Genomic DNA, 13,586 nt, shown 5'->3' with positions numbered 1-13,586 from the left:
TTAACTCCATTCGTTTTCTTCTTTAAATTCATTAGTCATCATTTCAGTGATGGCCTCTTTGATGGGACGATTTTCATAAATAACTTTGTAAATTCCTTGGGTGATAGGCATGTAAACCCCAAGTTCTTGAGCTAACTCATAGGCAACCTTGGTTGTGGATAGACCTTCGATGACCATGCCCATGGAAGCTTCGATGGATTCCAAATCTTGTCCTTGTCCAAGAGCATAACCCGCTCGCCAGTTGCGGGAGTGTTTGGAGGTACCTGTAACGATGAGGTCCCCAACACCGGACAAGCCACTGTAGGTTAGTGGGTCTGCCCCCATCTGGACTCCTAAACGGGTGATTTCGGCTAGTCCGCGCGTGATGATCGCAGCTTTAGCGTTATCACCGTAGCCCAGGCCAGCTAGGACACCTGCACCGACTGCGATAATGTTCTTGAGGGCGCCTGCGGTTTCAACGCCGATAACATCGGTGTTGGTATAGAGGCGGAAGTAGGAATTACTGAAAAGTGCTTGGGCGTAGCGTGCAGCGTCTAAATCTTTTGAAGCAGCCGTAATCAGCGTGATGTCTCGAACAACGGCTTCTTCCGCGTGACTCGGTCCAGAAACAACGACGATTTCCGAGCGGAGATTGGCAGGGATTTCCTCTTCCAATATTGTAGACAAACGCTTATGGCTGCCAGGCTCCAATCCTTTGGAGGCGTGCAGGACTGTGACTGAATGGTCCAGACTGGCTGCGACTTGTTGGGCAACTAGGCGTGTAACCTTGGTTGGGACGACAAAAAGGACAGCCTGAGTATCTGCTAAGGCTTGGTCCAAGTCGCTATAAGCTCTGATACTTGGGGATAGCGTGATATCTTGGAAATAGCGGGTATTTTGGTGTTGGGTATTAATTTCCTCAACTTGTTCAGGGGCGTTGCCCCATAATCGGACCTCATGGCCATTGTCATCTAAGACCTGGGCTAGAGCAGTTCCCCAAGACCCGGGTCCTAGGATGGTAATGATTTGTTTTTCCATAGTTCCTTCCTTCGTTGTTTTCCTTTTCATTTTATCATAATCTAATGGGATTTAAAAACAATCAGAGGCTTGCAGGGCTTAGGAATTTATGGTAAGATTCTAGGATACATTAATGAGAAGAGAGTGTCCTGTCCATGATTATGGACCAGGAGCTTTTTTATGGAATGAAGGAGGAAAACATGCTAAAACAGGCACTAAAGCCTTATAAATGGTATGTATTGGGATCTGTACTCATGGTCATTGTCATCGTGGCTAGTTCCCTTATGCAACCAAGTTATTTGAGTGATGTCTTAGCTGCGGTCTTAGAGAATAACCAGGATAAGATTTCATCCATCGGTGTTTGGCTCTTGGTGATTGCCGGAGCAGGTTTGCTAGCGGGGGTCATCAATACCATTTTAGCGGCCAAGATTGCCCAAGGAGTATCGGCGGATTTGAGGGAGGCGACCTTCCGTAAAATCCAAACATTCTCCTATGCCAATATTGAGGAATTCAATGCTGGAAATCTGGTTGTGCGCATGACCAATGATGTGACGCAGATTCAGAATTTGATGATGATGCTTTTCCAGGTCTTGCTGCGCTTGCCGATTCTCTTTTTCGGAGCATTTATTATGGCTGTCCGGACGCTACCAAGTCTCTGGTGGGTATTGGTTTTGATGGTTCTAGGTATTGCGACTGTTATGGGTGTAATCATGAGTCAGATGGGACCACGGTTTGGTCTCTTCCAAACCCTAATGGATAAGATTAATGCCATTGCCAAGGAGAACCTCCGCGGAGTTCGGGTGGTCAAGTCCTTCGTTCAGGAAAAGGCTCAGTATGCTAAGTTTAAAGAGGTGTCCAATGATCTCTTGAATTTGAACCTCTTTATCGGCTACGGTTTCTCGATCATGATGCCAGCGGTGACCTTTATTGCTTATATGGCGACCTTCCTCTCCATCTATATGGTGTCTCAGATTGTTGATACCGAGCCAGAAGCGATTGGGAATATCGCCTCCTTTATGACCTACATGATGCAGATTATGTTCTCGATCATCATGGTGAGCTTTATGGGAATGCAGGCCAGCCGGGCTTTTATTGCCCTTGGACGGATTCAGGAAGTTCTAGGTACGGAACCAGCTATGACCTTTAAGGAAACTGAGTTTGAGGATCTAGAGGGGAGTTTGGTCTTTGATCACGTGACCTTCACTTACCCGCATGATACGGATCCAATCCTCAAGGATATTAGCTTCAGTGTGGAGCCAGGTCAGATGATTGGGGTTGTTGGAGCCACTGGAGCTGGGAAATCTACCTTAGCCCAACTCATTCCGCGCCTTTTTGATCCACAAGAAGGGAAAATCACCATTGGTGGTCGCGACTTGCGCGATTTGAGTCAGGAAACAGTCCGTAAGACGGTCTCCATCGTCTTGCAGAAAGCCATCCTCTTTAGTGGAACTATTGCTGACAATCTTCGTCAAGGGGATGCTGACGCGGACGCTACTGCCATGGAGCGAGCTGCCAGTATTGCTCAGGCTAAGGAGTTCATCGATCGCATGGATGCCAATTATGATAGCCAGGTAGAAGAGCGTGGGAATAACTTTTCAGGTGGTCAGAAGCAGCGGATGAGCATTGCGCGTGGAGTAATCGGTAAGCCAAAAGTTTTGATTTTGGATGATTCGACTTCTGCTTTGGATGCAAAATCCGAGAAGCTGGTTCAGGAAGCTTTGAATAAGGACCTAAAAGGGACAACTACTGTCATCATTGCCCAGAAAATTTCTTCCGTTGTCAAGGCGGACAAAATCCTGGTTCTGGATGAAGGGCGCTTGATTGGGGAAGGAACTCACGCGGAGCTGGTTGCTACGAATGATGTCTACCGTGAAATTTACGAAACACAAAAAGGAAAGGAGGCCTAACATGAAAACCGCACGTTTTTTCTGGTTTTACTTTAAACGCTATAAATTATCCTTTCTCTTGATTTTCTTAGCCATTATTGCCTCCACCTATCTCCAAGTGCAGGCACCTGTCTTTCTTGGGGATGCTTTGGCGGAATTAGGAAACTGGGTACAAGGGTATTTTGAGGCCCAGGCAATTAGTGAAGCAACTGGAGCTAAAATGGTTGCACCAAGCATGGAAGCCTTCGGTTCGGTTATGTGGAAACTCTTTTTGACTTATGTGTTTACCACTGTTTCCATGTTGATTTATACCTTGCTCTTTACTCGTATTGTGGCCCATTCAACCAACCGGATGCGAAAAGGTCTCTTTGGGAAATTGGAGCGTTTGACGGTGGCCTTTTTTGACCAGCACAAGGATGGGGACATCTTGTCTCGCTTTACTTCCGATTTGGACAATATTCAAAACTCCTTTAATCAAAGCTTGACGCAGGTGGTTTCAAACATCGCCTTGTATATTGGCTTGGTCTGGATGATGTTTGTTCAGAACACGCAATTGGCCTGGGTAACCGTAGCTTCTACTCCAATCGCCCTTCTTCTTTTAGTTTTTATTGTAAGAATGGCGCGCAAGTACACCAACTTGCAACAGGCTGAGGTAAGTAAGCTGAATGCTTATATGGATGAGAAAATTTCAGGGCAAAAGGCAATTATTGTGCAAGGGGTGCAAGAGGAGGCGATTGAGGGTTTTGTGGTCTTGAATGATCGGGTGCGAGAGGCTACCTTCAGAGGGCGGCTCTTTGCAGGGATGCTCTTTCCTGTTATGAACGGGATGAGTTTGATTAATACGGCCATTGTCATCTTTGTCGGATCTAACCTACTCTTAAATGACACATCCATGACGACGGCTGCGGCTCTTGGTTTGGTCGTAACCTTCGTCCAATATTCCCAACAATATTACCAACCGATTATGCAAGTGGCTTCGAGTTGGGCAGAATTGCAGTTGGCCTTCACAGGGGCTGGACGGATTCAGGAAATGTTCGACGAAGCCGAAGAAGTTCGTCCAGTCCATGCCCCTCATTTTACAGAGCTGAAAGAAGGAGTGGCTATTCAAGGGATCGATTTCGGTTACCTACCGGGTCAAAAGGTTTTGAAAGACGTCAGCATTTCTGCTCCTAAAGGCAAAATGGTGGCCGTTGTTGGACCGACTGGTTCAGGTAAGACCACCATCATGAACTTGATCAACCGTTTCTACGATGTAGACGCAGGTTCCATCCAGTTTGATGGCCGCGATATTCGGGAGTATGACCTGGATAGCCTCCGGCAAAATGTCGGGATTGTTCTTCAGGAATCGGTTCTCTTTAGTGGAACCATTCGCGATAACATCCGGTTTGGAGTTCCAGATGCTCCTCAAGAAATGGTAGAAGCTGCTGCCAAAGCAACCCACATCCATGACTTTATCATGAGCCTGCCGGATGGCTATGATACCCTGGTTGACGACGAGCAAAATGTCTTCTCAACTGGACAGAAGCAGCTAATCTCCATCGCTCGAACCCTGATGACAGACCCACAAGTCTTAATTCTGGATGAAGCGACCTCCAACGTGGATACCGTGACGGAGGCTAAGATTCAAAGTGCTATGGAAGCTATTGTGGCTGGTCGAACCAGCTTTGTCATTGCTCACCGCCTCAAGACTATTTTGAATGCGGATGAAATCATCGTCCTTAAAGATGGCCAAGTCATCGAACGCGGAAACCATCAAGCCTTGTTGGCCCAAGATGGCTTCTATGCGGGACTCTATAAAAATCAATTCGTTTTTGAATAAGGATTAAGATAGATGTAAAGTCAGATCTAGGTGTAAAAACCTAGGTCTTTTTTTAAAGACTTCTAGTTTACGTGATTTTAAAATCGAACCAGTAAGAGTCTGAGAATAGCGAAAGCGTTTGGAATAGGGAGAGTTATCCATAAAAAATGTTCAAGAGCTCTAGGTTTTGAAATGGAATGGTTTTCATTTTATGTTCTATTTGTAAGTGCAATGCTTAACCTTGAGCAATTCTTTGCTGGAAAGGAGGTGTTGCTCATAGATGTCATCTCTGATGTCTTACTTGCTATCGTAGCAGATATAATATCTGGCATTCTGCTCTATTTTATCTGCAAATGGCTGAATAGGAAGGACAACCAGTATGGCCAGCCTAAAAAACGTCCGTTAATCTTTTAAGAACGTAAAAAAGCCCTTGATTTCTGACACAAATCAAGGGCTTTGGCGTTGCTATGAACGTCATCTCTGTATCTTTATTATACAGGATTGGGAATAGTTGTCAAATGAAAAATATTCTTTGCGGGTTATAATTACAAGAAAGATATACTGTTTGTCAGCGATGTTCTTAATTCTGATCAATTGTTTTCAAATATTTTGGCCGATGGGTACTTTGCGGCTAGAAATGTGAGAGATACATTGGTTCATGAATTGACCCATAAAAGACACTGGGATTCCGCAAAACGATTTTACAAAGCTTATAAAAAGAGCTACAATACTATTGAAGAAGCTATGTTTGCCCTCAATACTTCGCTCTATTCCTATGTTAAGGGGCAAATGAATTGTGATTTTAATTATTTATTAAAGATTAGTCCAAATGCTGAAGATGCATTTCGAATGGGTAACGTGAACGAGTTAGTGGCTGATGTTGCTGTCTTAGGAGCTAAAAATGTTGATCCAGCGTTATTTCAAAAAGTAGAGGAGGTCTGTTCATGGAAGTGATGGCTATTCCCAATAGAGAAACGGTGATTTTTCACCGCCAAATTCGTCCTTGAATTGTTGCGGGTGAAATGAACCATGGAGTAATACACTATACATTTTCCCAAGATACACCAGACAAAATTATAGATTTGTTTCAGACTGTTCGAGATAAATTAAGCTATCCTTGTGTTGCTGTATCCAATTGAACGTATCAAAAGGGTTTTTAGATACACCTGCTAGTGTGATTGGCCATTTCATAAGTTGAAGGTCATCTATTGCTGAGCAATTTCCGGTGACTAAAATTAAGAGGTTAGGATTTTATTACCTATCCTCTTTTTCATTTCTCTTCCGAATCAATAAGTAGGAGGGATCTTATGTTTTCGAAAAAAGACTATCGGATGCAGGTGGACTGGAAGGATTGTGGGGTGGCTTGTTTGGCCATGCTTTTGAGCTACTATGGTTCAGATTATTCCCTGGCCTATTTGCGGACCTTAAGCAAAACGGGTTTAAATGGGACGACAGCCTATGGTCTGGTCAAAGCTGGGGAAGAATTGGGATTGATCTGTCAGCCTTTAAAATTGGATTTGGAGAATCTTGCAAGTGGGGTGGCGGAGAAGCCGGCTTTGGTTCATGTGGTGAAGGACGAGAAGTTTTTGCATTACTATGTGGTTTATCGGGTGACAGATACCAGTGTTTACCTAGCCGACCCAGATCCGCAGGTGGGCTTGGTGGAACGGAGTCATGCTGTATTTTTAAAGGAATGGACAGGTGTTGCTCTGTTCTTCGAGCCAGGTCCGGACTATCGGGCTCAGAAGCGGAAGGAAGCATCCTTCTGGTCACTTTTTCGTCTGCTTTTTCAGGAGCGGGGCCTTTTTACAGTCATTGTTATCATGAGTTTCTGCCTGACCCTTGTCACTATTTTGTCTTCTTATGGTTTGCAGTGGATTGTGGACACCTTCTTGCCACAAGGCCGTATGGACTGGATTAGTCGCCTAAGTGCGTGTTTGCTTTTTGCAGCAGTCCTTCAAGCCTTTCTGCAATTTTGCAAACAATATCCCTTGGTCCTCTTGAGTCGCCAGCTTTCGCTAAAGTTGCTGGAGGATTATCTAGCTCATGTTTTCAGTTTGCCGATGAGCTTTTTCACCACGCGCCGTAGCGGCGAAATTCTCTCTCGCTTCACAGACGCCAACCAAATCATTGAAGCTTTAGCCTCGTTGGGCCTTACTCTGCTCTTAGATGGTCTAACCTTGGTTAGTCTAAGCCTTGCCCTTGCTTCGCAATCGCCGCAGCTCTTTCTACTGGCCTTGCTTTTGGTCCCTCTCTACACCCTATTATTTTTTGCCTTTCAGAAAAAATTTAAGGGCTATCATCAGGAACAATTGGAGGCGGGCTCCCAACTAGCCTCTAGTTTGATGGATCATATCAAAGACATGGAGACCCTCAAGGCTTTGGGGATTGAAGAGGGAGCCCTGGTTCAGAATAAGGACTACTTGGAAAACTTTTGGGACAAGATCTGCGCCTACAGTTGTGCCGAACAGATTCAGGCTGCCCTCAAAAGCGCCTTGCAACTAGGGACAACGGTGGCAATCTTTTGGTGGGGCTCTCACCTGATTCTCAAGGGGCATCTGAGCCTGGGCCAACTCCTGACATTCACCAGTCTCTTGGCTTATTTTACAGGGCCTTTGGAAAACCTACTCCAGGTTCAAGTACAGGTCCAAAAGGCTCAAGTGGCCTATCAGCGTCTACAGGAGGTCTATCAAGTGCCACAGGGAAAAGGGAGCGGACAAGAATCTTTGGTTGGCGATCAAAGTGGTTTATCAGTGCGGAATGTTAGCTTTGCCTATGATTACGGAAGTCCGCTCCTTAAAGCTGTGAATTTGGAGATTCCTCGTGGGCAGAAACTAGGTATTCTGGGGATATCCGGCTCTGGCAAAACCAGTCTCGCCAAATTGCTGGTTGGATTCTACCAACCTTTGGAAGGGCAGGTCATGCTGGCCGGACAAGATTTTTCTCGTATGAATCCTCGTGACCTGCGGAGGCAAGTCCAGTATCTGGCTCAAAATGCGGGCTTATTCCAAGGAAATTTACGGGAGAATCTACTCTGGGCGGCTGCGATCGGAACAGCTGAGATTGACTTGTGGGAGGTTTTACGATTAGTTGAAGCTGCGGAGTTTGTGGCAGCCTTGCCTATGGGATTGGATACGCAAGTCGGGACGGACGGGACGGCTTTGTCTACTGGGCAGATTCAGCGTTTAGCCCTAGCTCGGACCCTTTTGACAGGGGCTGAATTCCTCATTTTGGATGAGGCGACCAGCCACTTGGATCCAGAGACGGAAGAGCGGGTATTTGACCGTCTCTTGGACTTGGATAAAACACTGGTTGTTATCACACACCGTTTGGATCTGGCTCAGAGGCTGGAGCGGATTGTACGCTTGGAAAATGGGCAAATTAAAACCACAGCCGAATAGGAGTTGGACAGAACTCTCTCAATTGAGAAGAGTTCGTTGTCCGACCCCCGTACAGTTGATTAGGTTGTTTTCGGAGGTCAAAGAGTCAGGAATTGACTCTTTGAGTTTCTGGATGAGAGAACATGAAATGTTCTCTCAATAAAAGCGAAGGAAAACACCAATCAACCACTGCATCAAAGTAATTTTATTAAATGATGTAGAAAAGTTGAGACTTTTGTCTAAAGCTTTAATATTGAGGGTGACGAAGTTAAAATTCTCGGTAAACATAGGGGTTTGTGGGTTCATCAATGCGAGTCCAGTCTGTCAGCTCCAAGGTAGGTAGGCTTTGGTTGAGGTCCTTATGGAAATGAATGGCAATTTTACCCTTGGCGGAGACCCAGGTATTGTCAGGGTAGGATTGGTCTTGGCCGGTGGTTAGGAGTCCGTAGACACCGGAGTCTGCAATACAGTGGATAATCCCGAAACGGAAGAGGAATTGTTGCTGGGTTTGTTTGGGGTCGTTGTAGACAAAGCCGCTCATCTGGACTTCCTTGCCCAGGAACTGGTCAGGATAATCGTAGAGAGCTTCCATAAATTCCATATAGTTCTGTGTAGTCACCTGGATGGTATCTTCTTTGAGATACTTGGCGGCTACAGCCTGCATTTCATTCTCATAGGCTTTTTTGGTGAAGTAGGAACTGGTGTCGGGTTTCAGGTACTGACTTGTTGTTCCTTCGTCTGCCTGGATTTCTGCCGATGTCCCTGCTGCTAGGGGAAATTGGTAGCCCTTAGCCGAAACAGTCGTGGAATCGAGGCTGACGGTGGGGAAGAGAAAGCCTACTAGAAGAGGGATAGCTAGGACTAGATAGGCCAATCGTTGACTGGATGAGCCCTTTTCTTTTTCTTCCTTCAAAAGGAGGCGTAATTGAATGAGGGCCAAGAGGAAAGTCAGGGCCATGGAGAGATAGGCTAAGTAGGAATAGTGCAGGTTGATGTAGTGGTCGAGTTTGCCGCTCCAGGTCAGGTAGAGGCTGAGCTCGAAGTAACCGGCTAAAATGAGAAAACGAATCATAGGAGCACCTCCAAACTAGCTGCAAAGAGGAATACGACAAGCACGGTGACCAGGATGAAATTGCGAATGAAAGTTTTTTTGAAAACGCGGGTCATCATGAGCAGGTTTTTGATGTCAAGGACGGGACCGATGACTAGAAAAGCCATAACGGGTGCCATTCCGAAGGTTCCCAAGAGTGAGGATCCGATGAAGGCATCGGCTTCGCTGCAAAGGGAGAGAAGGAAACTTAGCACCATTAGGATGAGTATGGCAACGAAGGGACTGCTGGAGATGCTGGTCAGGATGCGCGTAGGTACGTAAACCTGAACACTACTGGCAAAAAGGGCACCGAGGATCAAGTAGCGGCCAGAATCGAAAAATTCATCAAGGGCATGAACCCAGGCTTGAAAAAAGTGTCCCTGTCCTTGGTCTGTGTGCTTGTGGCCGTGCAAGGGCAAGTTCTCCTGATGGTTGGTTAGGATGTCCTCTGTCCAGACGAAGCCAAGGAGAATCCCTAGGACTTGAGCTAAGATGAGCGAACCTAAAGCGCGGGTCAGTGCAAAAAGCCAGGAGTTCCCAAAGGCGGAAAAGGTCGCAAACAGGACAATGGGATTTATCACAGGGGCTGTTACCAAAAAGGGAAGGGCCGTATAGGTCGGCACCTTCTTTTTGAGAAAGCGGTGAATAATAGGGACAATTCCACATTCACAAGAGGGAAAAATCAGGCCTGCAAAGGACCCAATCAGGATATTCAAAAATTTGTTTTGAGGTAGAAAACGAACGACTTTTTCGGGTGTCAAGTAGACTTCAATGAAGCCCGAAATAATGCTGCCAAGGAGCACGAAAGGTAAGGCTTCGATGACAATGGATAAAAAAATCGCCGACATCTGCAGAAAACTGGCAGGTAGGTCTGAAAACATAAGAGCTCCTTTCTCTTGCTAACCATTATACCAAAAGGCAGCATTGACTGGCTTTGGTGAGAGTGATTGGCGCTGCCTTCCGTTCAGCTTCTGGTCAAGCCAAGTGAATGCGGGGTAAGTTTTCAAACCCAAGGACTCTCTCCTTTAGTGTATAATAAAAGGAATGAGAAATAGGAGGAAGTCATGCGTTTACGTGGTTTTGAATTAGTCAGTCACTACAGTGATCGTCAGTTGTTACCAAAGCGAGAGACGGCTCAGGCTGCTGGCTATGACCTTAAAGTTGCGGAGGCTATGGTACTTGAACCGGGCGAAATCAAGCTGGTTCCAACGGGGGTCAAGGCTTATATGCAAGCCAATGAAGTGCTCTATCTTTATGATCGTTCATCGAACCCGCGCAAGAAGGGGTTGGTCTTGATTAACTCCGTCGGGGTGATTGACGGAGATTACTATGGCAATGAAGCCAATGAGGGGCACATCTTTGCCCAGATGCAGAATATTACCGATCAGCTGGTTTCTCTGGAAGTAGGAGAACGGATTGTTCAAGCTGTATTTGTGCCCTTCCTCTTGGCGGATGGGGATCAGGCTAGTGGCCAACGCCAAGGCGGCTTTGGTTCCACGGGTCGTTAGGAGTTCCCATGGCTAAGAAAAAATCAACCTTTATTTGTCAAAACTGTGATTACCACTCCCCAAAATACATGGGCCGCTGTCCAAATTGTGGGGCTTGGTCCTCTTTTGTGGAAGAAATTGAACAGGCTGAGGTCAAGCATGCGCGCGTGAGTCTGACGGGTGAAAAGGCTAGACCGATGAAACTCAATCAGGTGACCTCCATCGACGTATCCCGGACAAAGACAGGCTTAGAAGAATTCAACCGCGTCCTTGGTGGCGGGGTGGTTCCGGGTAGTCTAGTCTTGATCGGGGGAGATCCGGGGATAGGGAAATCCACCTTGCTCCTGCAAGTTTCGACCCAATTGGCACAACTGGGGACCGTTCTCTACGTTAGTGGAGAAGAATCTGCTGAACAAATCAAGTTACGGGCTGAGCGTTTGGGGGATCCTGATTCAGACTTCTATCTCTATGCTGAAACCAATATGGATAGTATTCGGACAGAGGTTGAGCGTTTGAAACCGGACTATCTGATTATCGATTCGATTCAGACAATCCTATCGCCAGATATCTCCAGCGTCCAAGGTTCTGTCAGTCAAGTACGGGAAGTGACCAATCAGCTGATGCAGTTGGCCAAAACCAATAAAATTGCAACCTTCATTGTTGGACATATGACCAAGGAGGGAACGCTTGCAGGTCCCCGAACCTTGGAACATATGGTGGATACGGTTCTTTATTTTGAAGGGGAGCGCCAACATACTTTCCGAATTTTGCGGGCTGTTAAAAACCGTTTTGGATCAACCAATGAAATTGGGATTTTTGAGATGCAGTCGGAAGGCTTGGTGGAAGTGCAAAATCCCAGTCAGGTTTTCTTAGAAGAACGCTTGGACGGGGCTACTGGTTCCTCTATTGTGGTAACCATGGAAGGAACTCGGCCCATTTTGGCGGAGGTTCAGGCCTTGGTGACGCCAACAATGTTTGGGAATGCGAAGCGAACCACAACGGGTCTTGATTTTAATCGGGCCAGTCTCATCATGGCCGTTTTAGAGAAACGGGCCGGTTTACTCTTGCAGAACCAGGATGCCTATCTCAAGTCAGCTGGTGGGGTTAAGCTAGATGAGCCGGCTATTGACTTGGCGGTTGCGGTAGCGATTGCCTCCTCTTACAAGGATTTACCGACACAGCCAGATGAAGCCTTTATCGGAGAAATTGGCTTGACAGGAGAAATCCGCCGGGTTAACCGCGTGGAACAGCGGATTCAAGAAGCTGCTAAATTAGGGTTTAAAAAAGTCTATGTTCCTCAGAATTCCCTTCAGGGCGTTAAACTTCCCCAAGGAATTGAAGTAATTGGTGTGACCCGCATTTCAGAAGTCTTGCAGAAGGTGTTTGGATGAAGTATGATGTCATTTTACTGGTGGCTGGTTCAGGCCGCCGGATGGGGGCTGACCGGAATAAAATTCTTTTAGAGTTAGACGGGCAAGCCATCTTTGTTTACAGCATGCAGGTCTTTCAGGCGGATCCGGATTGCCAGCGTATTTTGCTAGTTGGCCGTCCTGAGGACAGACCAGCCTTTGAGGATTATCTATCTCCACAGGTCCTTTTTGTTACGGGCGGACCGGAACGTCAGGATTCAGTGCGGTTGGGTTTGGCCCATGTGGACGCAGATTGGGTTATGGTTCATGACGGAGCCCGCCCTTTCATCAGTTCGGACCAGCTCCAGGACCTCAAGGGTCAGCCTAATTCTATTCTGGCAGTGCCTGTTAAGGATACCATTAAAGAAGTGCAAGCTGGATGTGTTCAGCAAACGGTGCCACGGGAGCGCTTGATGGCGGCTCAGACGCCGCAATTTTTTGAAGCTGCTTTATTAGCGGAAGTGCATAAGAAGGCTCTGCAGGCAGGTTATTTGGGGACGGATGATGCGAGTCTCGTGGAGACTTTTAGCTCTGTCAAGGTGGGGCTGGTTCCGGGTTCTTACTGGAATGTGAAGATGACAACGCCAGAAGACCTCATTTTAGGGCAAGTCCTTAGAAAGGAAAGTTTCAAATGATCCGAATTGGCCAAGGCTATGATGTGCATGAGCTGGTAGAAGGCCGTTCCTTGATTGTGGGGGGCGTTCACTTGCCCTTTGAGCGTGGGCTCAAGGGGCATTCCGATGCGGATGTTCTCCTTCATGCCATTACCGACGCCCTTATCGGAGCGCTCGGACGTGGAGATATCGGTCATGCCTTTCCCGACACCAATCCCGAATTGGAAGGTATTGCTTCTACTAAAATTTTGGCTTCCGTATATGAAGAAATGAAAAAAGAAGGCTATCGCGTTGGCAATATCGATGCGACCATTTTGGCTGAGCGACCCAAAATGGCACCGCATTTGCCAGCTATGAAAAAAAGGATTGCAGACCTGCTCCACATGGAGGAGCAAGCTGTGAATCTCAAGGCAACCACAACGGAGAAACTAGGATTTGTGGGACGTGAAGAAGGGATGGCTGCTCAGGCAGTGCTTCTTTTGGTAAAGGAAGGTAAGAAACAACCATGAGTCTTTTCCATAACTCTATTGTTCTGGGAAACATTGCAATAGTCAAGCAATGATACAATTATTGTCCAAACTGGGTTTTAATAACCCGCTAAACTTATATTACGAGGAGTAGGGGATGGTGAGTGATCGCAACTATATAGAAGATCAATTATTGGATTTTATTGACAGTGTGGATCCTGAGCAGGTCTATGTTTACGAAATCGCTGCAGATTTAGGAGGCTATGCGGCCAATCGGCAGCTGCGCTTCCTAGCTATAGAAGATAAGGCGACCAACCTGCTTTTGGCTCAAGAGCCGGTTGAGCACTTGCAGGCTCGACGGAATTGGGTCTTGGAACCGGGGATTTTTGGAGAGTGGGAGATTGACCCAGACCAGTTTTTGAATCCCTAGACTTGTGGTATAATTTCAAAAAAAGATTA

Annotated in this window: 12 protein-coding genes; 9 read left to right on the top strand and 3 right to left on the bottom strand. The window is 46.6% G+C overall.

What is annotated here, in order from left to right; translation table 11 throughout:
* Positions 1-1,017, bottom strand: coding sequence for an NAD(P)H-dependent glycerol-3-phosphate dehydrogenase (locus tag JEQ21_RS00945; RefSeq protein WP_199363590.1), 1,017 nt, complete (start codon positions 1,015-1,017; stop codon positions 1-3).
* Between the two features lie 179 nt (positions 1,018-1,196).
* On the opposite strand from JEQ21_RS00945, the gene JEQ21_RS00940 reads away from it, so the two are divergent.
* The 4 genes from JEQ21_RS00940 to JEQ21_RS00925 all read left to right on the top strand — a co-directional run bounded on the left by JEQ21_RS00940 (position 1,197) and on the right by JEQ21_RS00925 (position 8,081).
* Complete coding sequence (locus JEQ21_RS00940) at positions 1,197-2,903, top strand: ABC transporter ATP-binding protein (RefSeq protein WP_199363589.1); 1,707 nt, start codon at positions 1,197-1,199, stop codon at positions 2,901-2,903.
* A gap of 1 nt (position 2,904) precedes the next feature.
* Positions 2,905-4,701 carry an ABC transporter ATP-binding protein gene (locus JEQ21_RS00935; protein ID WP_199363588.1) on the top strand — a complete coding sequence of 599 codons (1,797 nt, stop codon included), beginning with the start codon at positions 2,905-2,907 and terminating at the stop codon, positions 4,699-4,701.
* Positions 4,702-5,331: 630 nt separating this feature from the next.
* Entirely contained in the window at positions 5,332-5,634 is a 303-nt protein-coding gene (locus tag JEQ21_RS00930) for a hypothetical protein (RefSeq protein ID WP_199363587.1), read from the top strand.
* Positions 5,635-5,987: 353 nt separating this feature from the next.
* Complete coding sequence (locus JEQ21_RS00925) at positions 5,988-8,081, top strand: peptide cleavage/export ABC transporter (protein ID WP_199363586.1); 2,094 nt, start codon at positions 5,988-5,990, stop codon at positions 8,079-8,081.
* Between the two features lie 247 nt (positions 8,082-8,328).
* Here the strand turns inward: JEQ21_RS00925 and JEQ21_RS00920 are convergent, their stop codons facing one another.
* Together JEQ21_RS00920 and JEQ21_RS00915 are read right to left on the bottom strand one after the other, a co-directional pair.
* On the bottom strand, positions 8,329-9,132 hold the full coding sequence (locus JEQ21_RS00920) for a TIGR03943 family putative permease subunit (protein WP_199363585.1): 804 nt from the start codon (positions 9,130-9,132) through the stop codon (positions 8,329-8,331).
* A complete protein-coding gene (locus tag JEQ21_RS00915) occupies positions 9,129-10,031 on the bottom strand; it encodes a permease (protein ID WP_199363584.1) in 903 nt (300 codons plus the stop codon). Before JEQ21_RS00915 ends, JEQ21_RS00920 begins: the two co-directional genes overlap by 4 nt.
* Before the next feature lie 183 nt (positions 10,032-10,214).
* Here JEQ21_RS00915 and JEQ21_RS00910 point away from each other — a divergent pair, with 183 nt between their 5' ends.
* The 5 genes from JEQ21_RS00910 (at position 10,215) to JEQ21_RS00890 (ending at position 13,557) form a co-directional block, all read left to right on the top strand.
* Positions 10,215-10,658, top strand: a complete 444-nt coding sequence (locus JEQ21_RS00910; protein WP_199363583.1) for a dUTP diphosphatase — start codon at positions 10,215-10,217, stop codon at positions 10,656-10,658.
* An 8-nt stretch (positions 10,659-10,666) separates the two neighbouring features.
* On the top strand, positions 10,667-12,028 hold the full coding sequence (gene radA / locus JEQ21_RS00905; protein ID WP_196091258.1) for a DNA repair protein RadA: 1,362 nt from the start codon (positions 10,667-10,669) through the stop codon (positions 12,026-12,028).
* Positions 12,025-12,681 carry a 2-C-methyl-D-erythritol 4-phosphate cytidylyltransferase gene (gene ispD, locus JEQ21_RS00900; protein WP_199363582.1) on the top strand — a complete coding sequence of 219 codons (657 nt, stop codon included), beginning with the start codon at positions 12,025-12,027 and terminating at the stop codon, positions 12,679-12,681. Before radA ends, ispD begins: the two co-directional genes overlap by 4 nt.
* Positions 12,678-13,169: a 2-C-methyl-D-erythritol 2,4-cyclodiphosphate synthase gene (ispF, locus tag JEQ21_RS00895; RefSeq protein WP_199363581.1), complete on the top strand. Its 492-nt coding sequence runs from the start codon at positions 12,678-12,680 to the stop codon at positions 13,167-13,169. The genes ispD and ispF overlap by 4 nt, the downstream gene beginning before the upstream one ends.
* A gap of 115 nt (positions 13,170-13,284) precedes the next feature.
* Complete coding sequence (locus tag JEQ21_RS00890; protein WP_196091255.1) at positions 13,285-13,557, top strand: hypothetical protein; 273 nt, start codon at positions 13,285-13,287, stop codon at positions 13,555-13,557.
* The last annotated feature ends 29 nt before the right edge of the window (positions 13,558-13,586 follow it).

It is taken from the genome of Streptococcus sp. 121, from assembly GCF_016458205.1.
Classification (GTDB): Bacteria; Bacillota; Bacilli; order Lactobacillales; family Streptococcaceae; genus Streptococcus.
Note: the sequence above shows the minus strand (reverse complement) of the source record. Positions and strands in the feature narration are given on the sequence as shown.

Bases quoted from the DNA above. Each gene is read 5' to 3' on its own strand.
- JEQ21_RS00920 (WP_199363585.1), bottom strand. From the start codon at position 9,132: ATGATTCGTTTTCTCATTTTAGCCGGTTACTTCGAGCTCAGCCTCTAC.
- JEQ21_RS00945 (WP_199363590.1), bottom strand. From the start codon at position 1,017: ATGGAAAAACAAATCATTACCATCCTAGGACCCGGGTCTTGGGGAACT.
- JEQ21_RS00910 (WP_199363583.1), top strand. From the start codon at position 10,215: ATGCGTTTACGTGGTTTTGAATTAGTCAGTCACTACAGTGATCGTCAG.
- ispD (WP_199363582.1), top strand. From the start codon at position 12,025: ATGAAGTATGATGTCATTTTACTGGTGGCTGGTTCAGGCCGCCGGATG.
- JEQ21_RS00925 (WP_199363586.1), top strand. From the start codon at position 5,988: ATGTTTTCGAAAAAAGACTATCGGATGCAGGTGGACTGGAAGGATTGT.
- JEQ21_RS00935 (WP_199363588.1), top strand. From the start codon at position 2,905: ATGAAAACCGCACGTTTTTTCTGGTTTTACTTTAAACGCTATAAATTA.
- ispF (WP_199363581.1), top strand. From the start codon at position 12,678: ATGATCCGAATTGGCCAAGGCTATGATGTGCATGAGCTGGTAGAAGGC.
- radA (WP_196091258.1), top strand. From the start codon at position 10,667: ATGGCTAAGAAAAAATCAACCTTTATTTGTCAAAACTGTGATTACCAC.
- JEQ21_RS00890 (WP_196091255.1), top strand. From the start codon at position 13,285: ATGGTGAGTGATCGCAACTATATAGAAGATCAATTATTGGATTTTATT.
- JEQ21_RS00915 (WP_199363584.1), bottom strand. From the start codon at position 10,031: ATGTTTTCAGACCTACCTGCCAGTTTTCTGCAGATGTCGGCGATTTTT.
- JEQ21_RS00940 (WP_199363589.1), top strand. From the start codon at position 1,197: ATGCTAAAACAGGCACTAAAGCCTTATAAATGGTATGTATTGGGATCT.